16 protein-coding genes are annotated in these 25,621 nt (G+C 33.2%); 9 read left to right on the plus strand and 7 right to left on the minus strand.

What is annotated here, in order from left to right; genetic code table 11:
- Positions 1 to 3: 3 nt before the first annotated feature.
- Both QYS48_RS01370 and QYS48_RS01375 read right to left on the minus strand, forming a co-directional pair.
- Positions 4 to 5,007, minus strand: a complete 5,004-nt coding sequence (locus QYS48_RS01370) for a C25 family cysteine peptidase (protein ID WP_308357215.1) — start codon at positions 5,005 to 5,007, stop codon at positions 4 to 6.
- Positions 4,994 to 6,070: a PorV/PorQ family protein gene (locus QYS48_RS01375; RefSeq protein WP_308357216.1), complete on the minus strand. Its 1,077-nt coding sequence runs from the start codon at positions 6,068 to 6,070 to the stop codon at positions 4,994 to 4,996. Before QYS48_RS01375 ends, QYS48_RS01370 begins: the two co-directional genes overlap by 14 nt.
- A 359-nt stretch (positions 6,071 to 6,429) precedes the next feature.
- Here QYS48_RS01375 and QYS48_RS01380 point away from each other — a divergent pair, with 359 nt between their 5' ends.
- The 4 genes from QYS48_RS01380 (at position 6,430) to QYS48_RS01395 (ending at position 12,455) form a co-directional block, all read left to right on the plus strand.
- Complete coding sequence (locus QYS48_RS01380; RefSeq protein WP_308357217.1) at positions 6,430 to 6,792, plus strand: PadR family transcriptional regulator; 363 nt, start codon at positions 6,430 to 6,432, stop codon at positions 6,790 to 6,792.
- 52 nt (positions 6,793 to 6,844) lie between these two features.
- Positions 6,845 to 9,343 (plus strand): PspC domain-containing protein, encoded by a 2,499-nt coding sequence (locus QYS48_RS01385; RefSeq protein ID WP_308357218.1) that lies wholly within the window; start codon positions 6,845 to 6,847, stop codon positions 9,341 to 9,343.
- Between the two features lie 160 nt (positions 9,344 to 9,503).
- Entirely contained in the window at positions 9,504 to 10,883 is a 1,380-nt protein-coding gene (locus QYS48_RS01390; protein ID WP_308357219.1) for an MBL fold metallo-hydrolase, read from the plus strand.
- 162 nt (positions 10,884 to 11,045) lie between these two features.
- A complete protein-coding gene (locus tag QYS48_RS01395) occupies positions 11,046 to 12,455 on the plus strand; it encodes an MBL fold metallo-hydrolase (protein WP_308357220.1) in 1,410 nt (469 codons plus the stop codon).
- A 50-nt stretch (positions 12,456 to 12,505) separates the two neighbouring features.
- Here QYS48_RS01395 and QYS48_RS01400 read toward each other — a convergent pair whose 3' ends face one another.
- The 4 genes from QYS48_RS01400 to QYS48_RS01415 all read right to left on the minus strand — a co-directional run bounded on the left by QYS48_RS01400 (position 12,506) and on the right by QYS48_RS01415 (position 18,431).
- Positions 12,506 to 13,240, minus strand: a complete 735-nt coding sequence (locus tag QYS48_RS01400) for a LytTR family DNA-binding domain-containing protein (RefSeq protein WP_302099674.1) — start codon at positions 13,238 to 13,240, stop codon at positions 12,506 to 12,508.
- A complete protein-coding gene (locus QYS48_RS01405; RefSeq protein ID WP_308357221.1) occupies positions 13,237 to 14,277 on the minus strand; it encodes a histidine kinase in 1,041 nt (346 codons plus the stop codon). The genes QYS48_RS01400 and QYS48_RS01405 overlap by 4 nt, the downstream gene beginning before the upstream one ends.
- 7 nt (positions 14,278 to 14,284) lie before the next feature.
- The gene (locus tag QYS48_RS01410; RefSeq protein ID WP_308357222.1) at positions 14,285 to 15,019 is read right to left on the minus strand and encodes a DUF5668 domain-containing protein; all 735 of its coding nucleotides are present in this window, start codon (positions 15,017 to 15,019) and stop codon (positions 14,285 to 14,287) included.
- A gap of 175 nt (positions 15,020 to 15,194) precedes the next feature.
- Positions 15,195 to 18,431, minus strand: coding sequence for a PDZ domain-containing protein (locus QYS48_RS01415; RefSeq protein ID WP_308357223.1), 3,237 nt, complete (start codon positions 18,429 to 18,431; stop codon positions 15,195 to 15,197).
- A 310-nt stretch (positions 18,432 to 18,741) separates the two neighbouring features.
- Between QYS48_RS01415 and QYS48_RS01420 the strand changes: the two genes are divergently transcribed.
- The 5 genes from QYS48_RS01420 (at position 18,742) to QYS48_RS01440 (ending at position 23,645) form a co-directional block, all read left to right on the plus strand.
- On the plus strand, positions 18,742 to 19,320 hold the full coding sequence (locus tag QYS48_RS01420; RefSeq protein ID WP_302099666.1) for an RNA polymerase sigma factor: 579 nt from the start codon (positions 18,742 to 18,744) through the stop codon (positions 19,318 to 19,320).
- Entirely contained in the window at positions 19,307 to 19,972 is a 666-nt protein-coding gene (locus QYS48_RS01425; protein ID WP_302099665.1) for a hypothetical protein, read from the plus strand. The genes QYS48_RS01420 and QYS48_RS01425 overlap by 14 nt, the downstream gene beginning before the upstream one ends.
- An 18-nt stretch (positions 19,973 to 19,990) precedes the next feature.
- Complete coding sequence (locus QYS48_RS01430) at positions 19,991 to 21,136, plus strand: hypothetical protein (protein WP_308357224.1); 1,146 nt, start codon at positions 19,991 to 19,993, stop codon at positions 21,134 to 21,136.
- A 223-nt stretch (positions 21,137 to 21,359) separates the two neighbouring features.
- Positions 21,360 to 21,722 (plus strand): hypothetical protein, encoded by a 363-nt coding sequence (locus QYS48_RS01435; RefSeq protein WP_308357225.1) that lies wholly within the window; start codon positions 21,360 to 21,362, stop codon positions 21,720 to 21,722.
- Between the two features lie 147 nt (positions 21,723 to 21,869).
- A complete protein-coding gene (locus QYS48_RS01440; protein WP_308357226.1) occupies positions 21,870 to 23,645 on the plus strand; it encodes an ATP-binding protein in 1,776 nt (591 codons plus the stop codon).
- Positions 23,646 to 23,660: 15 nt separating this feature from the next.
- Here QYS48_RS01440 and abc-f read toward each other — a convergent pair whose 3' ends face one another.
- Positions 23,661 to 25,568, minus strand: a complete 1,908-nt coding sequence (gene abc-f, locus QYS48_RS01445) for a ribosomal protection-like ABC-F family protein (protein WP_308357227.1) — start codon at positions 25,566 to 25,568, stop codon at positions 23,661 to 23,663.
- Positions 25,569 to 25,621: the final 53 nt, after the last annotated feature.

Genomic DNA, 25,621 nt, shown 5'->3' on the forward strand with positions numbered 1-25,621 from the left:
AAATTACCTTAAAATATAAAGCTTCCCGTATCCTTTTGTAAATGCTTTATCACCCGCTGTTGCTCTCTGTTCCATAAAAGCTCCATCTTTACGTACTAATACTCGGTAGAGATAAACACCATTTGCTAATCGATCACCAAATTCATCTTTTCCATCCCAAGCATAATCAGTTATATTATTTCCGATATGAATAGGCCCGATTTCATCTTGCAATATTTCTCTTACTACCCTACCTGTTACCGTTAAAATTTGAATTTTAATTTCTTGAGGTAAGTCGCTACCTGTTAAGGTAAAAACAAAGCGTGTGCTGGTAGAAAATGGATTAGGATAAGGATAAAAATTTGTGATAGTAGATGCATTAACTACTTCAAAGCGTACTTTGTAAGGCTCTTCCCCTGCTGTATTCTCACTAGCATCAGTTGCTCGAACTCTTAATTGATAATCTCCATCTTCTAAAGGATTAGGTTGGTAATTTATGGTAAAAGCATTTCCTTCTGATGCTGGAATCCATTCAACATTAGGGCTTGAAAAGTTGATTCTCTGTGGCAAGCATCCTTCACACTGTTCTAGTAATTCCATTTCAATTCCAGTAGTATCTTTTTTCTGAATGAGTTGATTTTCATCTTTTAATTCAATTTGAATAAAAGGTTGGGGTGATACTATATCACCATCTAGAATACTAATTCCATCAAAAGTAACTTCAATCAATGGTGGAAGTGAGTCTTTCTGCACCATGAATAATCGATTATAATTAAGCAGATTATTACTAAATCTTTTCTCACTGTATAAGTTATTATCATTCAGTTTCAGGATTAAATCATTCTCACCTACTTTTGCTTCAGAATTAATACCTAGGCTAAATGTGGTATCTGATTCGCTGAGTAAAGCAGGAAACTGTATCTTTTCATTGAAAGTCTGTCTACTTTCACGGTTAAATATCTCACGATTTAAAATTATAGGGTCATCAAAATCATTAGGAGTAACATTGAATAATTGAAATGAAGCATTATATACTTCTCCTTCAGCCAATTCTGCTCTCATTTCTTCTGTATCTTGAGTTGGTAAAATTAGAATATCAGGTACTTCAGTATGTGTCACTTCCCAATTAGTGAGTTCAGCAGGTGTTAAATTTGTAGGGTCAGAAAAATTAATTCTCAATCTTAATTGAGGATATAATTCAGCATTTATATTCGATATATTAAGCGGTAGGTTCACATCTGAGAATAATAATGTTTGATTAGATAAAGTATCAATTCCAAATACATCAATTCTAATTATATCAGATGCTTCAACATTAATAAAATTAGCATCTAATAGATCCCAAGATTTTGCTGGACCTATAATTCTAGAAACTATACTTCCTGATTCAAAACGCGCATTTATTATGTCATCCAAGTTAATAGTTTGTTCTTTAGTTGAAGTAGTACTATTGGGATCAGCCAAAACTTCAATCCCATTACCCTCTCCTGCACCTTTTCTTCCCAATAATATATAAGGCTCTCCATTTTGTAAATTATCTATCGCTGATGAAGAAGCACCTAAGTTCAATAATTCTGTTCTATTATTAGCGCGTAACACATTCCATGCTACACTATCATATGAACTAATCAATACAAAGTCGTCTTCAGCTAATTCATCAAAATATTTCTTAAAATACTCTTCCGGTTGTGCTAATTGTCCATTTCTAATCTGATTAATGACTTGTGGTCTAATCCCACATGATAAGGGATCTAACACATCAAAACTTCCATTCGATAGGATTACATAAGGCACGCCAGTTGATTTATCAAATGCTACTAAATTAAGTGTATTTATAGCACAAGGCCCCAACTGACTACCAAAAGTGGCATATTCATTCCCATTGATTTTAATACTGATATTATCTGTTTGACTATTAGCAGGAGCTACAACACTTAAGTCAAAGTTATTTTCTTCAAAGCTCCATGTATTTGAAATGGTAATCCCTTCAATATTATTTTTTGAAATCTGATTAATAGAATTCTGACGCCAACCTTGAGCTAAATTTGAATTGTAAACAAAGTTTGAATTCGACCATTCATCTAATTCACCTGCTTGAGGGTTTGCAAATTTGCTTCTCCAGTAATAATTCTGATCCTCTACAGCCAATAAATTTACCTGCCATTCTGCTATTACTCTCGCATTTATGGTTTGGGATTGTAAGTATGGACTATTGAAAGTAGGAACAGTATCTAATTGAAATGAAAAATCTCGTACAGGAGACTTTAAATCAATTGATTGTGTTTTTAAGGTAATATTTTGATTATTTATTATTCCATCATTGTAGGGATATAAATTAAGTGTTGTACCTAAGGAAATGAAGAATTCAATCTGAGCTGTATTATTATTTTCGTTGAGTTCATCTACTTTGCCAGCAGGATCAATTATAACTTCAAATATATTTTGTCCAAAACTTTCTGGCCTATTATTTATTACTTTAATCTGAACCGTATCCTGATAATATACTGGTGCCACATATTGTGTGTCTTGAACAATTATTTCTCCATTAGGCAAATTTCTTTTTACTAAAATAGCTAAGGAATCTTCAACTGTTATGCCATAATTATTAATGATCACATCTATCCCAAATTCAGAAGTTAAGGCATCAATTTCATTCCCATCAAAAGAAACTACCTCCAATGATTCATCCGTTATTTCATAATCAGGCTTTTCAGCAGGAAATAGTTTAAATGCGGGATCTCCCATCAAATTCATCTGTTGTGCCTGAGAGATATACAGAGGCGAAGGATTGGCACCAAATATATCCAAGTATGAATTTGTTATTGCTTTATGAACGATTCCTATGGGTTCATTAATTAAAACCGAATCGTTATATGCCTTTGCAAAAAATATATCGCTGTAGCGTTTCAATTCATTTGAGAACCCTAAATAGGAATGAGCAATCATCCCTAAAGCACCCTTATTTGCTGTGTTGATCCAATTTTCGCCAAATACATCTGCATTTTTAGCGATTTGATAAATAGCCCCTGCATCACAACCATTAATTAGAATAAAGGGGTATTTCCCTTGATTTTCATAACCCAAATTTTCGTTCGAAACAAGTCCAATATCGATGTCTGCAGTATTGGGACTAGAATGACCAAAGAAAGTAATCAAATTAACTCCTTTATTAATTTCTTCAGATACATTTATAAACTCCACAACTTGGGTAGTTTCCTTGGTTAGGTTAGAATAATCTCCTCCGATATAAGGCCTTATTTCAGCGCTAGCAAAGTCGTTGATATAATTGATATATCGATTCACTTCAGTAAAAGAAACCCCACCACTAAGATTTAGGAAATGTTTCCTTCTCAAATCATCAAATTCCTGAGATTCCATATCCTTTATCTTATCTAAATAATTAGCTACAATTTGACTATTATGTGCATTTAAACGGCCAAAGGATATAGATGCTCTGGCATTATCTATTAAATCAAACCCATATAAATTGTCGGAACCAGGTGAACCTGCGGGTGGAACAAAATCATTGTATAAATCATCAGTTATTTCATTTCTTCTGTAATAATTATGATACCAATTGGTTCCTTTCCCAATTATAAAAACCATTTTAGCTTTGGTATTTTGAACCAAATATTCAGTAAATCTATAAACAGCTAGAGGTGAGATTTCTCCATAATTGAACTGGTTATATAATCGATTTATATCAACTGTAAGTGTATCATATCCTCCACCAGTAGTTGAAGCCCTGTAAGCAGAATATGCAGCTACAGGATTGCTATACTCTCCGCTAGGCCTCATTAATTGAGGATGACTAATTATTACATAATCAGGGTTTAAATTAGCCAAATTTCTAAAACTAACTTTCTCAATTTTAGGACTTAAGAAATTCTGATTTTGAATGTATAGCTTTGCGCCATTTAATGTATTTTGGACTACAGTATTGATTTCAGAACCGTTTCGATTGGTTAACAATAGCTCTGGTTCATTATAAATATCCACTCTGTAAAGTCGTGCACTACTATTGGTATTTGTAAAGCTCACATAAGATTCAGAATTAGGATTTGGATTTAGACTAAACTGAATACCCGATTCATTTTCTAAATCTGCATTTCTTTGATAATCTAATTTAATATAGGATAAAGAAATTCTATCTGCTCCCTCAGCTTGAGGTATAGCGCGAACTATCATTGTTCCATCAGTATTGATATCCTCCCACTGCAATTCAGCATTTAATAATTGGTATTGATATTCCTCAAAATTGACTACCCCAATTGATCGAAGATTACCAGTATTAGGTCCTACTAGTATTTCTGTTTGATGTAAACGCATATTTCGGCCTTGTATTAATACCTCAAGTTCAGGTAAAGCTGCTGATCTATTCTCTTTAACAATATTGGAGAGTGTAAAATCTGTTGAAGCCGTAAAAGCCGATCCAGTCCATCCCTCACCTAAATCAAAGGAAGATTTATAAACATCATCTTGGGGGCTATAACGTTGACCTCTGTCTCCATTTTGAGTGTATAGTTGCAATTTTGATTGTAATATTGATTCTTCAGCTGCTAAACTGCTTGTATTATTAACAATACTTCTTTCTATCATTCTCTTACCTGCTGTACCGTCTAACCGCCATGTTAAAAAATAAGCGGTGGTATCAGAAAATAGATTATAATATTGATGAGCCTGATCTGATGGATTTTGATATAATGGTGTGTCTGAAACCCCATCATTGGATTTTCCCAAAAATTGAATTACATCCCCTTGATCAATTCGTCCATCATTTTGTCCTGTAATTCTAATTGCTACCTCCTCTCCACGATGATACATTCTTATGGCTCTTGCATCAATAGTTGCTAAAGGAATTCCGACCTCTAATAAATCATTATAAGTTAATTGGTAAGGCGAATTACTTGCTGTTGAGATTTTATAATAAGTTTGATTATAATTAATCCATGACTGAGGATTTTGAGCAAGTAGTTGAGTAAACTGAAATAAAAACGATATAATAAATACTACCCTATTCCTTCGCATTCCAATTCAATTTTAAAGTGAAGACGTGAGAATAAAGAGATTCAGAACTATTTCCCAAATCAGTGAAAGCATAATCAACTTGTAGTATTCTATATTTAAATCCCAATCCAATATTTGCTTGACCGTTCCATCTCTCTGAACCATTAAAATTTTTAATCTTTTGGAGATTATTTCCTCCAAATCTTAGAAAAGCCATATTGTCATATGCAATTTCAATTCCTCCTTTAGGATCAATAGAGAAATTTTCTTCACTAACAAAAGTATTTCGAGCACCATCAAAGGTTACATCAAAATTAAACTCTCCCATTATAGAGAATTTATAAGGTAGCTCTTGCGTATAGGCAGTACCTAATATTACACGAGGTACTGCCAATTCAGTAGTGTTTTCAGGAATTGTATTATTCGTTTGAGTATAGATATCTTCAATCAGAGTTATATTATGGTACCAACTAGTAAAGGTTCCTGTAATATCACGCCCTACTAAAGCAAAATCAAAATTCTTCCATTTATAATGCGCTGCTAAGTCAAAGCCAAATCCCCAGGCTGTAGCAAATTCACCGACAGTTCTGTGAATTATTTTCATATTAGCACCTGCTGAAAGCCCTTCCAAAAAATCTAATTCTCTGGCATAAGAAAATTGAAAAGCATAATCAGCAGCAGAGAAGAATCGTATATTGTCATAATTTAAGGCTCCATTTGCATCATAGATAAACCGAGTATCTGGTATATCATCAACTCCAAATCTAATGATTGAAAACCCCATGTTACTTTTTTCATCAATGTTTGTCGCAAAAGCGGCATAATCATATGCCGCAATTCCTGCGAAATATTCTGCATGCATTAAATCTAAAGCATAATCACTTCCTAACGATGATAACTTTGCAGGATTCCAATAACCAGCTGATGCTCCCTCAACTGATGCCACTGTAGCTCCACCTAAAGCAAAAGCTCTAGCTCCCACACCAATAGATAAAAACTCATTCGCATATTTTGGTTTTGAAATCTGCGCAGACAATTCAAGAGATGAGGTTAATAATAAAAATAGTAAAATGAGATTACGCATTAAATATTGGGTTCTTTAATTTTCAAAAATAAGAATTATAGTTATAAGTTGATATTCATATCTGAATTTCTAAGGGTAGATTTCAACTTAAATCTAGCAATTCAAGGCATATTATATTGTTCACTTTCGAACAATTATCGGAAGAAATTGACCTTTCACGAACAAATCCTCAACATTAGATTTCCTGCTTTAATTCAATAAAAAAATAAATAACACCATTTTATTTGATGTAAAGGCACTTTTTAATCAAAATAGTGCAAATCATTTCACTAGTTAAATTAATATGGTACACATCTTGGCATAGGATAAGAGACAATGGCATTGGGTCCATAATTAATTAATCAATAAATGATAATTCTATGTTAGCAGAAAAGATAAAAACACAATTAAGGACTGGGGTTCTGGAATATTGTGTGATGCAGATTTTAAGAAGAGGTGAAATTTACGCCTCCGATATCATTGACGAATTACTTGAAGAAGATTTAATTAAAGTTGAAGGTATCATATACCCTTTATTAATGAAATTGAAGCAAGAAGATTTAGTTCAATATGAATGGTCACAGACGCAAAGTGGTCTGCCTAAAAAATATTATCAATTAACTGAGAGCGGACAAAATACAATTAAAGCATTGGATGAAACTTGGATTGAGATTAATAAATCAGCCAAAAGAATCAAGAAAAAAACAGATGATGAACTTAAATCTGAAAAAGAGGAAAATTAATTGGCTAATAATTTCTCAAAATCATTAATCAAAAAATCTTAATTTTAAAGCAATGAAAAAGAATATAAGTATAAATATAGGAGGCATAATTTTCCACATAGAAGAAGACGGCTTTGACAAGCTGAAAAACTATCTGGATGCCATCAATCGTTATTTTTCAGATTTTAAGGACAGTCAGGAAATCATTAGCGATATTGAAAATCGTATTGCTGAAATTTTCTTAGCTAAACTTAAGGAAGACAAGCAAGTAATTGAGCTTGAAGATGTAGAAGCTTTAATGATTACGTTAGGTAGCATTGAAGATTTCAAAAAAGCTGAAGAAACGGATGAAGCTTTTGAAGAAAACACTACTGAAAGCTATGAAAGCCAAGCAAGTGAAGGAGAAAGAAAGTTATACAGAGACACTAAAAGATATATTTTTGGAGGTGTTGCAGCAGGTATAGCGAATTACTTTAGTATTGACGTTTTATGGATACGATTATTATTCATAGTAGGGTTCTTAGGACTTATTCCTTTCCAACCTACCTCTGCCATAATCTTTATCGGTTACATTTTAATGTGGATTTTCTTACCCGCAAATCCAAATCTTAAAGAGGATGACAAGGTAAAAAAGCTATATAGAAGTGAAGAAAACAGAGTAATTGGCGGTGTAGCAAAAGGATTAGCAGCTTATTTTGGAACTGATGTTGCCATCATTAGAATACTATTTGTATTACTCTTAATTCCAGGAGGAGCAGGCTTAATTATTTACTTAGTCTTATGGTTTATTACTCCTTCTGCGAAAACAGTAACTGAGAAAATGCAGATGGAAGGAACCCCCATTACCTTAAGTAATATTGAAAAGAATATTAAATCGAGCTTAAAGGTTGAAGATGGTGAAGAGTCATTATTAGTTAAAATCTTATTATTTCCTTTCAGGTTAATAGCAATTATTTTAACTGGTTTAGCAAAAATACTAGGTCCTTTAGTTAACTTCTTAGTAGAAGCTGCAAGAATCGTATTGGGTATTGTATTAACTGTGGTGGGTTTATCATCTGCGGTTACCTCGATTGTTTTGCTTATTATCAGCCAAGGCTTATTGATAGATGCCTCAATTTTTAATTTCTTTGATATTCCGCCTCAACTGATTGCCAATACCTTTTCTGCAGAATTAATTATTGTTGTATTCTTATTATCCTTAATCCCAGCATTATTCCTAGCGGTTGCAGGTATTAGTGTGATGGCTAGAAAATGGTTAATGAACAGAACTGTCGCATTCTCTTTGATCGCTATTTGGTTTGTAAGCTTAATAACAGGCGCATTTTTAATACCAGCGCAAGTTATGGAGTTTAAATCTGATGGAGAAGTAGTAATAACAGAGGAGTATAATCTAAATAATAAGGTGGCTGTTCTTAAATTAAATGAAGTAGGTTATGAAGATTATGATGTTACTGATCTAAAAATCAGAGGATATGAAGGCGATGTTTATAAATTAGAAAAACGATTTAAAGCACAAGGCAGCACCAGAGTTGAAGCTAGTGAGAATGCGGAAAAGGTAAGCCACAATGTAGAGTTGAAAAGTGACAGTATTTTATGGTTCGATTCGAATATTCAGTTTCAAGAAGATGCGCCATTCAGAGGACAAAGGTTAGATATGACCTTATATGTACCTTATGGACAAGAGTTTGAGATGGGTAGAAAAATGAGACATATCCTAAAAAATACAATTTATATTAATGGGTATAGTGTAAGTCAAATCCCCAATAACAGATGGACATTTGAAGAAAATGGAGACTTAAAATGTTTGACTTGTACTGATAAAAAAGAAACGAAAAGATCATATTACGAATCAGATGATGATTTTAGATCTAATACCGATTTGTTCTTCGGTCCATCATTAGAATTTGATGATGATGCTTATACTAGAACCTATGAAATCTCAGATTTCGATGAAATATCTGCAAATACAGGAATCATGATTGAAGTAATTCAATCGAATGACTATGGTTTACAAGTGGTTACTGATGACACGGATGATTTGGAAGACTTCCGGTTTGAAGTTCAAAATAACAGATTGAAAGTTTATTTTGATAGAGAGGAAGTAGAATGGAAATTCTTTTCAAAAGATTGGGACTGGGATTCACAGTTCCCTAAAGTGAAGTGTATTATCAGAATGCCAGAATTAAATAATTTAGAAGTAACATCTGGAGCTACTGCTAATGTTCAGAAAATGGAAGGTAGCAAACTTACTTTAGATATTGGAAGTGGTGCCAGATTATATGCTGATCTGGACTATAATGAAATCAACATGGATTTATCTAGTGCAGGAAGATCAAGATTAAAAGGAGTAGCTAACTACTTCAACTTAGATATTAGCAGTGCAGCAAAATTGGAGGCTTATGGATTAAAAGTAAAAAGAGCTGATATTGAAGCTTCAAGTGCTGCTAAAGCCGAAGTTTACGTTACTGATTATTTAAATGCAGAAGCTAGTAGTGCTTCAAAAATTACTTATCAAGGAAGACCTCGCTTAGACAGTGAGAGCAATAGCGCAGGACGAATTTCTGCAGATTAATAAAATTGAACTCATGTCAGCAATTCAGTCTGACATGAGTTTGTTTTTTCACTCCTCCACCCTTAGCTCATAATATTTTCAAAATAATCATTCATTTCATACAAGTTTTACGTTTAAATTGATAGTTTGCTAGTGTTAAATGCTACATAAGTAGATCAATATGGACGTAAGAGTAAAATTTTTGGGTGGCGCACAATCCGTAACAGGATCAAAATTTCTGTTAGAAATAGACGATTTTAAAGTATTAGTTGATTGTGGGCTTTTTCAAGGCTTAAAAACCCTTCGATTGCGAAATTGGGATGATTTCCCCATTAATGTAGAAGAAATAGATGCAATTGTTCTCACACATGCACATTTAGATCATTCTGGCTACGTTCCAAGAATGATTAAACAAGGATACAATAAAAAAGTATATTGTACAGATGCAACAGCTGACCTTCTTGAAATTATGTGGTTAGATTCAGCCAAACTTCAGGAAGAGGAAGCAGAGTACGCTAAGAAAAAAGGCTTTTCTAAGCACAAAAACCCATTAGCCTTGTATGATCAAAAAGATGCTGAAGCGGCATTAAAGACCTTGGTTCCCCAAAAGATCGAAAGACCCTTCGACCTTAATGATAAGGTTCAAATTATATTTTATCCAGCAGGACATATTTTAGGTGCTGCATCAGTAAAAATTATTTTGAAAGGTGAAAACCAAGAAAAGACTCTTCTTTTCAGTGGAGATCTCGGAAGAGATTCTGACCCCATATTAAATTCTCCCACTCATTTCAAAAATGCAGATGTATTATTTATGGAATCCACTTATGGAGACCGAATAAATGAAGTTTCTAAAGTTCAGGATGAGTTAAAACAGAATATTTTATATCATTTAAATGATGGTGTCATTTTGATCCCTGCATTTACAGTAGGTCGAACTCAAAATCTATTATTTTACCTGTATGAATTAATGAGAACCGGCCAGATTCCGCATATCCCAGTTTACATTGACAGTCCAATGGCGATAAGCGTGACCAATCTCTATGAAAAATATAGTGATCGCCATAAGTTAAAGGATAAAGAGATCTTTAATTTTAAAAACTTTCATTATGTACAGGAACATCAGCAATCCAAACTACTTAATGAATTAAAAAATAGAGCCATTATTATTTCCGCTAGTGGAATGCTTACCGGGGGTAGAATTCTTCACCATTTGTTTAATCGCTTAGGCAATGAAAATGATTTATTACTAATGGTTGGATTTCAGGCAGTAGGCACTAGAGGTAGAGATATTTTAGAGGGTAAGGAAAGCGTGAGAATTTACGGAGAAGAAAAATCCATCAAATGTCATTACACAAAAATAGATGGTTTATCAGCCCATGCTGATCAACTGGAATTAATCAGATGGTATGAATCATTTACAAATGCATTAAAATTTACCTTTATCGTCCATGGTGAATTGGAAGCTATGAAGCATTTGAAAAATGAGCTTGAACAAAGTGGTCATAAAAATATTTTCATTCCCGATTATCTAGAATCTTTTGAATTATTCACTGGCATTTAGTAAGTAAAATTTCTTTGCCATTTTTTTCTAAATTAACGGTTTTTATGACATAAATCATTATTCAAAATGATTCTCATCATTGTATTGAAGAAAGGTTACCAAAGTTACTAACTGACTGATTTACAGCTCGTAAAATTGTATAAACTAAATTTTTATTGAGCTATGAAAGTCGAACAAATTTACACCGGATGTCTAGCACATGCAGCCTACTATATAGAAAACAATGGAGAAGCTGCAATCTTTGATCCTTTAAGAGAAGTGCAACCTTATATTGACAGAGCAAATAAGGATAAAGCAAAAATTAAATACGTATTTGAAACTCATTTTCATGCAGATTTTGTGAGTGGTCACTTAGATTTGGCAAAGAAAACTGGAGCTAAAATTGTTTATGGTCCTACTGCAAAACCAGAATTTGAAGCAATTGTAGCAGCCGACAATGATTTATTTACTGTAGGTAATTATAAAGTGAAAGTATTACATACTCCAGGTCATACAATGGAAAGTACTACTTATCTATTAATTGATGAAAAAGGTAGAGATCACGGTATCATTACTGGTGACACCTTATTTATTGGCGATGTAGGTAGACCAGATTTAGCACAGCATGTAATTGAAGATTTAACAGAAGAAAAACTAGCAGGCTTACTATATGATTCTCTTCATAATAAAATCTTACCATTGGACGATAAGTTAATAGTTTATCCTAATCATGGGGCGGGTAGTGCTTGCGGTAAAATGATGAGTAAAGAAACAACAGACACATTAGGTCATCAGAAAGAAACAAATTATGCCCTACAATCGATGAGCAAGGAAGAGTTTATAGAAAAACTATTGACTGGCCTGACCGCTCCTCCAGGCTATTTTCCAAAAAACGTTTTGATGAATATCAAAGGATATGAAAGCATTGATACGGTAATGGAAAAAGCTAAACATCCTCTCAGCCCAGGGGCTTTTGAAGCAGCTGCAAATGAAACCGGAGCATTAGTTTTGGACACAAGAGATGCTGAAGAATTTGCAAAAGGCTTTATACCTAACAGCATAAATATAGGTTTAGATGGAAACTTTGCTATGTGGGTAGGTGAAATGATTCCTGATATCAAACAAAAAATTCTTTTAGTGACGGAAGAAGGCAAAGAAGAGGAAGCCATGATCAGATTATCTAGAGTGGGATATGACAATACTATTGGCTATTTAGACAGAGGCTTTAACAATTGGAAGTACGCACATAAAGAAATAGATACTATTCATAGAATTGATGCTAAAGATTTAGCAGGAAGAATGAATAATTCACCGATTATTTTTGATGTAAGAAAGAAAAGTGAATTTGATTCAGAACATATAATTGGAGCTGAAAACATCCCTTTAAATCAAATTAATCAGCATTTAGCAGAAATCCCTAAAGATCAAGAATTTATTTTGCATTGTGAAGGAGGATATAGAAGTATGCTTGCGGCCTCTATACTGAAAGCAAGAGGTTATGATAATTTTGAAGATGTAAGGGGAGGCTTTAAAGCTATTAAGGAAACAGAAATACCTGTATCTGAATATATATGCCCAACTACACTTTTATAAGTTTAATTCTATTCTAATCAGAAAGGCCATGTATATAAACATGGCCTCTTTTATAACCCTAAAGCATTTTTTAGTTTTGGGTAACCCGTTTTACTGACTGGAATTTGCTCACCTGATTTTAAAATCACGATATAACTATCCTTTTTATAATGCTCAATTTTAGTGATTTCAGCTACCTTTACAATATAAGAGCGATGAACTCGAACAAAGACTTTATGATCAAGACTATTCTCAAAATAGCTTAAGGTCTTATTTTTTAAAAACTTCCCGTCTTTAGTGTAAATGTTTACATAGTCATCATTAGCCTCCAAAAATATTAACTCCTCAACAGGAATGATTTTAATATCATTTTTTTCCTTTAGCACTATTCGATTAAGGAATTCTTTCTGGAGTAGATTTTCATCCTCTATCAGCTTAGAAATATTTTTTGCGTGATTCGCTTCTTTATACTTATTTAATGCAGTATCAAAACGGTCTTGTGAAAATGGTTTTAATAAATAATCAACGGCATGAACTTCAAAGGCTTTTAAAGCATACTCATCAAAGGCTGTAGTGAAAATTACTGAAGGAACTTCATCTAGTAATTCAAGCATCTCAAAACCATTAATTTTTGGCATTTGAACATCCAAAAATATTAAATCTGGATTGTATTCATGAATGGCTTTTATTCCTTCAAAACCATTATTACAGGTTTTTACTATTTCAAAATCAGTATGCTTTTGTAGATATTCCTCTACAAGGCTAACTGCAAGTGGTTCATCATCAATAATTATGGTTCTTTTCATTTTTGTTGAGGGATAGTTAAATCTACCATAAAGGTCTGATCTTGATCTGTAATTTTTAATAAATCATATCTTCCAAAAATAAGGAAAAGTCTTCTATTAACTGCATCAAGTCCAAATCCACTTCCTTTTGCCTGTCCAACTTTTGAATCATATGGATTTGTAATCCTTACTCTTAAATTATTTTGATACTGATCAAATAAAACATTGATTTCAACATCATTTTCTAGAGTATACAAACTATGCTTAATAGCATTTTCTAATATAGGCTGAATCAATAAATGAGGAAGTTTCATTTCCATAAGCTCATCATTGAATTGAAACTTTATTGCTAACCTATGACCAAAGCGGACATTTTCTATATCAGTGAATAATTTTAAAAATTTCAATTCCTCTTCCGCAGTAATCCAATTATTGGCTTCTTTCTTAATTGTGTTTCGCAAAAAGTCAGAAAGCTGTAAAGTCATTTCTCGCGCCTTTTCTGGTTTTTGGTTAATTAAGGCACTAATAGAATTCAAACTATTGAACAAAAAATGAGGCTGTAATTGCTGTTTTAGCTGATATAATTCTGATTCTTTCGCTAATTGCTGAATCTTATTTTCTCTTTCTTCTATCTCTTTCTGTTCTTTTATTTTAGCATTTATGTTAATTAAAACTGTGTAAAAAACTAAAATTATAGAAATTATAAAGGCTCTTAAAACAAATACTTGATCCAAAAAATCCTGATTTATTTCTGAAGAAATAGCAAGTTTTTGAAGTATGAAATCTCCCAAAAACAATATAGCAATAGAAATTACAAGTGGAATAATGTAAACTAATATGCGGTTTTTAGCTGTAGGTATATAGTTCTTAAATACATTTTCCAAAATGATAAATGCTGAAAAAAGCAATAAACTGAATATGGAATTATCTATTAAAGATGCCCATACACTTTGCCCATAATACATAAAAAGTAATGTGCAAAGTGACAACAATAATAGAAATATGATAATTAGTTTAAGCCATGCATTATTCCGCTGATGAAGAAAACTAATTATCATAATTTATTTAATAAGATTTAAATTGGAGTCCGCCAAAACTAACTGAGCCCTTAATATAAAGTGTTTTTTTATCACTTTCATTAATAGAAGGAAACGCTCTTTTATCTTCTATGCCAGAAAAGACATTACTTACATCTGCTTGAACTTCCCAATGAGGTGGAATAATTAATTTTAAACCTCCAAAAATAACTTCAACATCTAAGACCGCTTTATCCTTTATTTCAGCCTTCGACAGATCAATATCTGCACCTCCAAAAGCTGTGGTAATTTTACCACCTTTAAAGTTTTTAGTGATTAATCTTCTTTGTAATCCTGCAAATACTGATTCAGCCTTTATATAATCACTATTCACTATCTCTGGATCTGATGATTCAAAGCTTTTTTTTTCTTCATCAGAGAATTCATCCAAAGAACCTTTAGATCGCCTATTCAAAATCAAATACAGACCAACTGCTATTATCCCAATTGGTAATATAAATTCATAATATTCATCAGGTATCCAATTTTCTCTTCTGAGATAAAAGAAGGTTCCAAAGAGGATTAAAAATAAACCAAATAAATTCTTTCCCTCATGCCGTATTAGTAAAAATACACCAAAGCCAATCATGATAAACGGCCAACTAAAGACCCAGCTAAAGCTAATAATATCAAGTCTATCTAATAATAAAACACTACCAATGAAGAGTAGAATAAAACCAAAGGAGAAGTTATTCTTTCCTGAATACCGATTTCTATTTTCCATCTATATTAAGATTTAAGTTCGATACAATAATAGAGTAAATGATTACTTATTGTAAATCATTCTAGGCTGTAGCATGAAAAAACTAGGTGAATAGCGGAATTCATCCGGTGAAATTGCCACAAAAAAAAGAGCATCAGATTATCTAATGCTCTTTTGTTGAATTTAAATATGCTTATCAATCTTTATCCCAGCCTTCTGGTCGTTTCCATCTAACCGGTGCTTCCGGTTCTGCCTTCATATTAAACTCTTCCGTTTCCAATAGTTTTAATGCTTGCTCCACTGCTTTTTCTAATTGTGCATCTCTACCTTCTAATGCCATTTTAGGGTCGTCAATCACTTCAACATCTGGAGCTATTCCTTCGCCTTCTACTGCCCATTCTCCATCAGTATCATAAAAACCTCCTCTTGGCGCTACCATTCTACCTCCATCAATAAATCGAGGTGTATCCCATGTCCCTACTAATCCTCCCCATGTGCGAGTTCCAACCAATGGACCAATGTCTTTTTTCTTAAACATATAAGGAAGTAAATCACCACCTGAGCCTGCTCTTTCATTAATAATCATCACCTTAGGTCCCCAAATACCTGCAATTGGTGAAGTCCATGGACGATTATCTCCTGCTTTACTATTAAAATAACCAATAGGTTCTCTAGTTAAGATATCAATCATATAATCTGCAGCAGAACCTCCTCCATTATTTCTTTCATCTAAGACTACTCCTTTTTTGTCTTGCTGAGCAAAATAATATCTGTTAAAACTAGTAAATCCAGGACCGCTCGTATTTGGAATATATACATACGCCAGTTTCCCATTTGACATTTCATCTACTTTTCTTCTATTCCCCTCAACCCAATCAATATATCTTAATCTATATTCACTAGATACTGGTTTCACATATACTCTCCTAGCGCCTGACATTGAAGCATTATCATTTACCATTAAAGAAATCACTCTACCAGAAGTCTGAGCAAAAAGATCATAAATATTATCATTCGCTGTTAACTTTCTACCGTTCACTTCCACTATATAATCTCCTTCATTAACATTTTGACCTGTCAACCCAAGAGGCGATTCGATATCAGGATTCCAATGTTCTCCATCATATATTTTTTTAATGCGATAATATCCATTTGCTATTTCATAATCAGCTCCGAGTAGTCCAACAGGTATTCTGTCTAAATCTGGCATATCACCCCCTGAAACATAGGAATGACCAATAGCAACTTCACCACTCAAAATATCAACTAAATAATTTAAATCTGTTCTATGATTAACATATTTAACCCATGGTTGATACCAACTATATACTTTATCCCAAGGTGCACCATGGACATTATCTACATACAAGAAGTCACGCATAAATCTCCATCCTTCTTTGAAAATTTGTGCATATTCTTCTTTAGGATTGACTTTCATAGACGCAGATACTGAAATTTTATCATCTTGTTTAGCCTTTCCTTTAGTTGAAGTAATACTCCAGCTACCATTTTGCTGAAATAAGGTATGCTTACCATCTTTTGATAATACCATCTGGCTTATTCCCTCAGCAAAATCATCTGCTTTTTCCTTTTTCACATCATAGCTATGTACCTTTAACCCACGTTGATTAGGAATAGACTCCGCTATATATAAGCTGTGAGCCTGAGCAGATTTAATAAATTGATAATTACGAGCATCTAATTTTAAGGCGACAACTCTTTCTTGAATAGTATTAAAATCTATTTGAATGGCTTTTGATTCATCCTTGTCTTCTTTATCATCCTTTTCATCTGTTGAAGCTTTAGCATCCTCTTCATCGCTTTCAGGAAGATTAGGTGCTGTCCCATTTGCGGAAAGTACTACAGCATAAAGGCTTCTTGTAATAGATGGGTCATAAGAACTCATATCTAACCAGCCAGAATTTAGACCGTAATCTGAGCTTGCTAAGAAATAAAGATAATCTCCAGATTGATCCCATACAGGTGAGGTTGCATCTGCTAAAGGATCCGAAACCTGTGTTGCTTTACCAGTTTGAATATCATAAATAAAAATCGCTTTAAAATGACTATCCTGCTGCTTTTCATAAGCAATGTACCTACTGTCAGGAGACCAATTAGGATTCATTGTCCTATTAGGATGAGCATATCCATCTGTATCTACTTTCTTAACAGCTCCATTTTCTATATTGATATACCATAAGTTATAATCGGTATCGGTATAACTAATATACTTTCCATCCGGAGACCAGTCGGGTGTGAAATAGAATGTTGGATTCTTTAAAGGATACGATTTCTTATTCTCTCCAAATTGAGAAGCTACTAACAATTGATATTCTCCGCTTTCATCTGAAAACCATGCGATTTTATCTCCTTTTGGCGACCAAATAGGAAATCTATCAGCAACACCACTGCTTTGTGTGATGTTTCTCCAACTCCCCTCCTCTTTAGGAAATGTAAAAATATCACCTCTATATTCGAATATCGCTCTCTTTCCATTAGGCGATAAATTCGGATTTGTAACATTATTCGCATTTACATCTTCCCATCTTTCACGGCTGAAATTTAAATCTCCTGCTACATTGATTTCCAACTGTTTTGTGCTTTTATCAGAAGTATTGAGTAAATGAATATATCCACCTTGTTCGTACACAATCTGATCTCCAAAAGCATCTAAACTTTTAATATCAAATTTCTTATGAAATGTAATTTGTTCTTCTTCCTGAGAGGAAATATCAAAACTCCAAATGTTACTAACGTAATCTCTTTCAGATAGATAATACACTTTATTTCCTACCCAAACTGGATCCAAATGTCTTTCTTTATCTTTTTGGGGTGTTCGTACTAATTCTTTTGATTCCAAATTCAGAATCCAAATAGGCATTGCCTGGCCACCACGATAATTCCTCCACTCTGGATCCCAAGAAGTTATTGGAGTATAGGCTAAATGCTTTCCATCAGCTGATACTTCTCCATATGCAGCTCTTATATCAATTAAGGGTTGAGGAAAGCTACCTTCTGCTTTTACAGTATATAATTGTGATGTTTTAGTAGGATGCGCCTGTCTTCCAGTTCTAAATATTATGTCCCCTTCTGCTGACCAGCCTTGAACATAATCAGAATCAGGGTGGAAAGTTAGTCTTTTAGGAGAACCTCCGTCAGCAGGCATCACATATACATCAGTATTACCATCATATTGGGCGCTAAATGCAATCCACTTTCCATCATCAGAAAAATGAGGGGATGATTCATAACCTTCATTGGTGGTTAATCTGATGGCATCTCCACCTGATATTGGAGCTTTCCAAAGATCATTGGCGTAAACAAATACTACATGTTCGTTGGAAATAGTGGGTTGCCTTAACAACATTGTACCTTGGCTAAAGCCATGATAGGTAATTAAAGCTAGCGCTAGAATTAATGTAAGTTTCTTCATAGTGAGAAATTTTAATTTTGATATCAATCTAATTAATTCATATCAAAATATATATTAGAATTACATGAATGACTTATAAAGATTAAAACCGGAGAATAAAAATCCGTCCTAAATCACCTTGATGATAAAAGTTAATAAAAAAAAATTGTGTCAATACAATATTCAAAATAGGCCTATAAACCAAATAAGAAAGCTTTTTGAACGATTACATTTAATTATCATGTAAAAAAACACTAAATTTCTAAAAATTATCAACTACCCACGCAACCGATCATAACTTACTTGCATCTTCTAGATGTAACCAGCAATAATGAAAGTGTTTATCAACAAATCTAAAACGGAAGAAGACTTAATAGCAGGCTGTATTAAGCAGAAAGCAAGTGCTCAGAAAGCCTTGTTTGATAAATATTCCGGAAGGATGTTAAGCCTTTGCAGAAGGTATGTAAAAGACATGCTTGAAGCTGAAGGTGTGATGATCACAGCTTTCACCAAAATATTTGAAAGAATAAATCAATATACAGGTGAAGGCAATTTTGAAGGCTGGATGAAACGCATCATGGTAAATGAATCGCTACAGTATTTGAGAAAACATAAAAATATGCAACTCAATATGGATATAGAAGAAGCGCATCATTTACCAAATTATGACGCAATGGAAGATCATTTGCAAACTGAAGATTTAATGCAAATGATATCGGAACTACCGGTTGGGTATAGAACAGTTTTTAACCTCTATGCCATTGAAGGTTATTCTCATAAGGAGATAGCTGAACAATTAAATATTAATGAAAATACATCGAAATCTCAGTTAAGCCGAGCAAGAACATTTTTACAAAAGCGCTTAGCAGAGATGGAACAAGAAATAGCAATAGGTCATGGAAACTCATAAGATAGATCAATTATTTAAGCAAAAACTAGAGCGTCATAGCGATAGAATATCAGCTGATGCTTTTGCTAAAATACAGTCGAATTTAAAGGGGAATAAACAAAAAAAAGGATTCCCATGGATGATAGCAGCTAGTGTAAGTATACTGTTAGTTCTTTCTTTTGGAATAGTGTACAACTATAACTCTCAACAAAATGAAAACTTTGCTAAGCTTGATTTAAATAAATCAGCAATTAATCTAGCTCAAGTTGATAAGGTAGAGGTTCCGGAATTGCAGAAAACCACATCTACCAATACAGTTGAAGTGATAGGTAATTCTAAGAAAGTAAACAATAACCAACCTAAGCTGGAAAAGCTTGAGCTGAGAAAAGAAAAATTTATCAGAATGGCTTCTATTGAAAAAATTGAGCCCAATAATGCTGACATCAATACAGATTTAATACCTGAGTTGAAATTATCTCCAATTAAGCATGAAAATAAAGTAATAGTTGAAATCAATTATCAATACGCAGAAAACAATAATCAGAATATAATAAGCAAGAGTAATAATAAACTTAAATCGCTGGCCAGTGAATTCAGTTTAGCAGACTTAAGAAATGCAAAAAGCGAATTATTTGCCTCAGCATTTCAACTCAATAAAAAACAAAGTAATTAACAAAGAAACAGAACTGTCATGAAAAATATTATAAAAATTTCGTTAATCGTTTGTTTAGGTCTTTTAAATGTAATGGCCTACGCACAAAACTCAAATGAGCAATATAAACTGCAAGAAGTAAGCTTAGTCCAAGCTTTAAAAAATACGGATTTCATCAATAAAGGTATATTTACTGTTAAGATTTTTAAATCAACATCAAAAGCTGAATTAGATGAGTTTAAAGAAGAAGCTGATAAAAGAAATATTGATTTAAAGTATACAAATCTTGAGATTATATCAGGAGAAATTGAAGCGATAACTATTGAAGTAGACTGTAATGATGGTTTTTCTGGCACCGCTTCCACTACAGATATTCCTGAATCAGGTATAGGATTCATAAGAGATTATAGAGAAAATGCAGAGGTGCCTTTTGCAATTGGTAGAATCTTTGATCAATCCAAAAATGGAAGCATGAATTATTCATCTGATGATAATGATGATGATGAGTTTGATACCGCTTTTAACAAAGAGAAGTCTGTTAAAAAACGTAAATCATTTTTTGGCTACGATAATGATATAGAATTCTCAATAGGACTTAATAATTACCTGAATAATAATAACCAATTCCCTGATAATGATAACAAAGAGTATAGCCTAGATCCAATTACCTCTTGGACTTATGGAATTCATTCTAATCATGTATTCAGAACAGGAGACTATGTTAGGTTTAAGTTTCAGTTTGGCTTATTATGGAACAATTTCGCGCTATCTGACAACAAATATCAAATCACAAAAGGAGGCGAAAAAGTTGATCTTGTAGATACTGAAGTAACAAGGCCAGACATAAGCCCAGAGAGAAGCAAACTGAATATTACATATTTGAATTTGAACTTCATCCCGATGTTTCATCTCGGAAAAAGTAGTGATGCTTTTAGATTCGGTGCTGGTCCTTTTGGGAGTTATAGAATAGGGAGTAAATCAAAATTTAAATATAATGACAATGGTAAGGATGTAGTAAAAAATAACTTCTACATTAACAACTGGAAATATGGAGTTAAGGCTCAAATTGGATGGAAAGGAATCGATTTGTTTGCTACTTATGATCTAAGCCCTATATTTATAGAAGATAGAGGGCCTGAAGCTGATTATCCGCTAAGAGCAATCTCATTTGGAGTTATATTCTAAGAAGAAACTAAATTTAAATTTTAAAAACAGCGTGGGATTATCTGCGCTGTTTTTTTTGTTTTTTTTTTAAAATATAGGTAAAGCTACAAAGAATGATTTAAGCCTTTCATCTTCAAAAAAGAATACTTAATCAAATACATAAAACTAAATTGACATATATTGATGAAATTTCTCTAAACTTAGAATCGAAATTGTATAATTTCACATCTAAAAAACAAAATATATGTCAACAGAAATCATAAACATCAGTAAACAGGAAGGAAATAATCACCTTTACTTAACGGATAATGAAGGGCACTCAGGTAAAGACAACATCACCACCAATGTAAAACCTGGCGATACTGTTACATGGAAGTTAGTTCCCAATGGAGGAATAGACCAAATCATGGGAATTACTGCAAAGCAGAATAGTCAAGATATTTTTTCAGCAGATCCTGCACCTGTAAATCCTAATGATCCTGCGTCAGATTGGAAAGGTACTGTTAGCAAAAATGCAAAAGGAAATGAATCTTATTCTATCGCTTACAAAATTGGGAATGAGTCATTTGTGGACGATCCTGAACTGGAAGTGGAAGACGATGGCTAATTTTCCATTTACTATTGTCAACAAGAAAGCTTATCTTTTAATAGGCTTTCTTTTTTTTCTAACCATCTTCTTGGGTTTCAATACCAAAGTGCAGATAGTCTACAACAACTATTGCAAAATGGGGAGTTTGAAAATGACTCTATCCAATTGGAAATTTTTGAGGAATTATTTAAAAACGCAACACTTTCACCAGAAGTAAGACTTAAGTACGCAAAAGCAGCATATGACAAAGCCACTACCTTAGAAAATAGCAGGTGGTTATTTAAAACCAATCTCCAGCTGGGCCATATATACAAGAAAACAGGTGATTTGGAAAAATCCTTCTCACATTATATACAAGGATTACGAGAAGCTGAAAAACAAGGAGACAACAAAAGAATTGCATTAATATATAGTTCTCTTGGCACTTTGTACCGAGTTAGTGAAGACTATGACAAAGCAATTAAGCATTACAAATTAGGAATAAATTATTTAAGGAAAGGCAAAACAAAAAGCGACTCAACTAATTTGGCTAAAAGCCTGATGAACACAGGAGAGTTTTATAGAATCCTCGGAAAATATGATTCAGCCAATTTATATTTTGAAGAATCTGCCATAATTTTCCAGCAAATTGATTATTTGATGGGTACTGCCTATACTATTGGCAATATGGGCTTGGTGCATGCTCAAAAAGGTGAACATCAAATAGCTAAAATAAAGATGGACTCAGCATCGGCAATCTTGGAGAAATTGGAGGATTTTTACCCTATTGCAGTTTACGATACCTACCTTGCTGATATCTACAAAGAAAACAATGATTTAGAACGTGCAATAGAATATGCAAAGCACAGTCTAAAAATAGCTGAAGAAAATTCATTAAAAGAGCAAATTCGTGATGCTAACTTGAAATTATCCGAATTATATGAAGCTCAAAATGAGTTTCAAAAAGCATATTTTCATCAAAGTCAGTACCTAATTTACCGAGACAGCATCAATAGTGAAGAAAAAATACGGGAAATAGCAGATTTAAGAACTGAATATGAAGTCAACAAACGAGAAGCTGAGATTGCTCTATTAAAAAGCGAGAAAAGAACGCAATATATCATTTTCATCTCTATGGCAGTTATAATAGTATTATTAGGCTTAGTCAGCTTTTTATATTATCGTAACAGCAGAAAAAGGCATACACTCAATTTAATCTTAAAGGAAAGAAAGGAAGAAGCGGAAGCTCAAAGAGATCAACTGGAAGCCATAAATGAAACAAGGGAAAAGTTTTTATCCATTATTGCCCATGACTTAATGGGACCTGTGAATTCTTTCAAGGGCTTATCTACCATCATGAAAATGAGTATAGATAATCAGGACCTCAAAGATTTGAATAACATCCATAAAGTATTTGATAAATCCATCAGTAATTTATCGTCCCTACTTTCAAATTTGTTGGATTGGTCAGTTACGCAGCAAGGAAATATTCCCTATCACCCTGAGAAGATAGAACTAAAACTTATAGTTAATGAGTTAGAAGATTTATTTTTTAATATGGCTGAAGGTAAACAGATAAAACTACGTACCACTGTTCCTGATCAAGCCTATTTGTGGGCTGATGTCAATAGTGTTAAAACTATATTACGAAACTTGGTTAGTAATGCATTAAAATTCACGGATAATAAAGGACAGGTAAATGTAATGGCAGAGGAACAGAATAAATTTGTTCGTATAAAAGTTCAAGATAGTGGGATTGGTATGCCAAAACATAAAGTCGATCTGTTGCTGAATGAAGATAACTTTCAAATCAGTCAGGGAACAAAAGGTGAAAAAGGCGTTGGATTAGGCCTACAACTAGTGAAAGAGTTTGTTAAAATTAATAAGGGAAAAATAGAAATTGAAAGTGAAATTGATAAAGGAACTACTTTTCACATTTACTTACCGAAATATGAAAAGTAGTCCAATTTTTTAGATTCACTCTATTTCCATCGCTAAGGCTTCCCATTGATTAGTCAACTCTTCCAACTCTTTACTTACTTTATCAAAGTTTTGGTTTACCTCAAATAATTTATCAGGATTACCATAAACTGAAGGTTTTGCTAATTCTTCTTCTAAATTACTCTTTTTAACTTCCAGCTTTTCAATCTGATTTTCAATTTTACCTAATTCTTTCTGTTTAGCCTTGTATTCAGCGTCTTCTGGATTATGTCTCGGTTTGCTTTGCTTTTGTTTTTTCTCTTCTTTCTTTAACTCTTGTTCAAAAGCTTTTTCCTCTGCTTTAGCAGCCTCTCTTTTGGCAAACCAATCTTGAAATTCTTCATAAGTACCAGGATATTCCTTGATTTGATAATCTTCTATCCACCAAATCTTATTCGCTACATTAGAAACAAAATATCTATTGTGAGATACGGTTATAAAAGAACCTTCATATTGCTGTAATGCCTGAATCAATATATTTTCAGATTGCATATCCAAGTGGTTAGTGGGCTCATCCAGTAGCAAGAAATTTGCGTCTGAAATCATGGTTTTGGATAATGCAACACGAGACTTCTCACCTCCCGATAATACTTTTATTTTCTTAAACACTTCTTCATCTCTGAAAAGAAAACAACCCAGTAGATTTCGTAATTCCATTTCAGTTCTATCACTCCCTGCTTGCTTCAATTCATCTAAAATCTCATTTTGTATGTTTAATGATTCAAGCTGATGCTGCGCAAAAAATCCAAACTCTACATTATAGCCTTCCTCTCGCTTACCTTCAATTTTTTCTTCCCCAGCGATAATCCGTAGTAAAGTAGATTTACCTTTACCATTAGCCCCAATCAAGGCTATCTTATCGCCTCTTTCAATATGAGCATCAGCATGTTCTAATATTTTTATATCACCGTATGATTTAGAAATATCTTGCAGTCTCACAATGTGACGACCCGACTTATTATTGATTTTAAAGCTAAAATTAATGGTAGCATTATTATCCACCACGGCCTCTACTTTATCCATTCTGTCTAAAGCTTTTACCCTAGACTGTACTTGCTTTGCTTTCGTAGCTTTTGACCTAAATCGACTGATAAATTGCTCAGTTTGCTTTATTTTTTGCTGTTGATTTTCATAAGCATTTTGCTGCAATTCAGCTCTTAATGCTTTTTCTTCCTGATAGAAACTATAATTACCTGAATATAAATTCAATTGTTGCTGATCAACTTCAACCGTTATATCAATCGTTCTATTTAGGAATTCTCTATCGTGCGAAACTATAATATATGCCCCTTCATATGATTTTAAATAATTTTCAATCCATTGGATTGAGGGCAGATCAAGGTGGTTAGTAGGCTCATCTAGCATTAATAATGAAGGCTTCTCCAGTAATAGTTTAGCTAGCATAACTCTCATTCTCCATCCACCTGAAAATGTCTTCAGCGGACGGCTCAAATCTTCAGTTTTAAAACCAATCCCTTCTAAAATCTCCTCAGCCTTAGCTTGTAAGCTGTAGCCTTCCATCATCTCAAACTGTTCTTGTGCTTTCGTTAATTTATCAACTAAGTCATCAGAATAATCTTCTTCCATTTTCTTCAAAATGCCGTCAATCTTATCCTGCAACTTTAAAGCTTCTTTGAATGCTTGCATGGCAACATGTAATATACTTTCATCCGATTGAAAGGATAATAAATCCTGATTGAGGAAACCGATTGTACAATCTTTACTCATTTGTACTTCTCCTTTATCAGGTGTTATATCCCCATTGATAATTTTAAGAAGTGTAGATTTACCTTGACCATTAAGACCAATTAAACCAATCTTATCTTTGGGTTTGATGTGTAAAGATGCATTATTGAATAATGCTCTATCCCCTATGAAATAATCTAAATTGTTAATCGAAAGCATACTGCAAAATTAGATCAGTTTTTCACAGTATAAAATCCTTACAGTAAATACTT

Origin of the sequence: Marivirga arenosa, from assembly GCF_030503895.2 — a bacterium.
GTDB classification, from domain to species: domain Bacteria; phylum Bacteroidota; class Bacteroidia; order Cytophagales; family Cyclobacteriaceae; genus Marivirga; species Marivirga arenosa.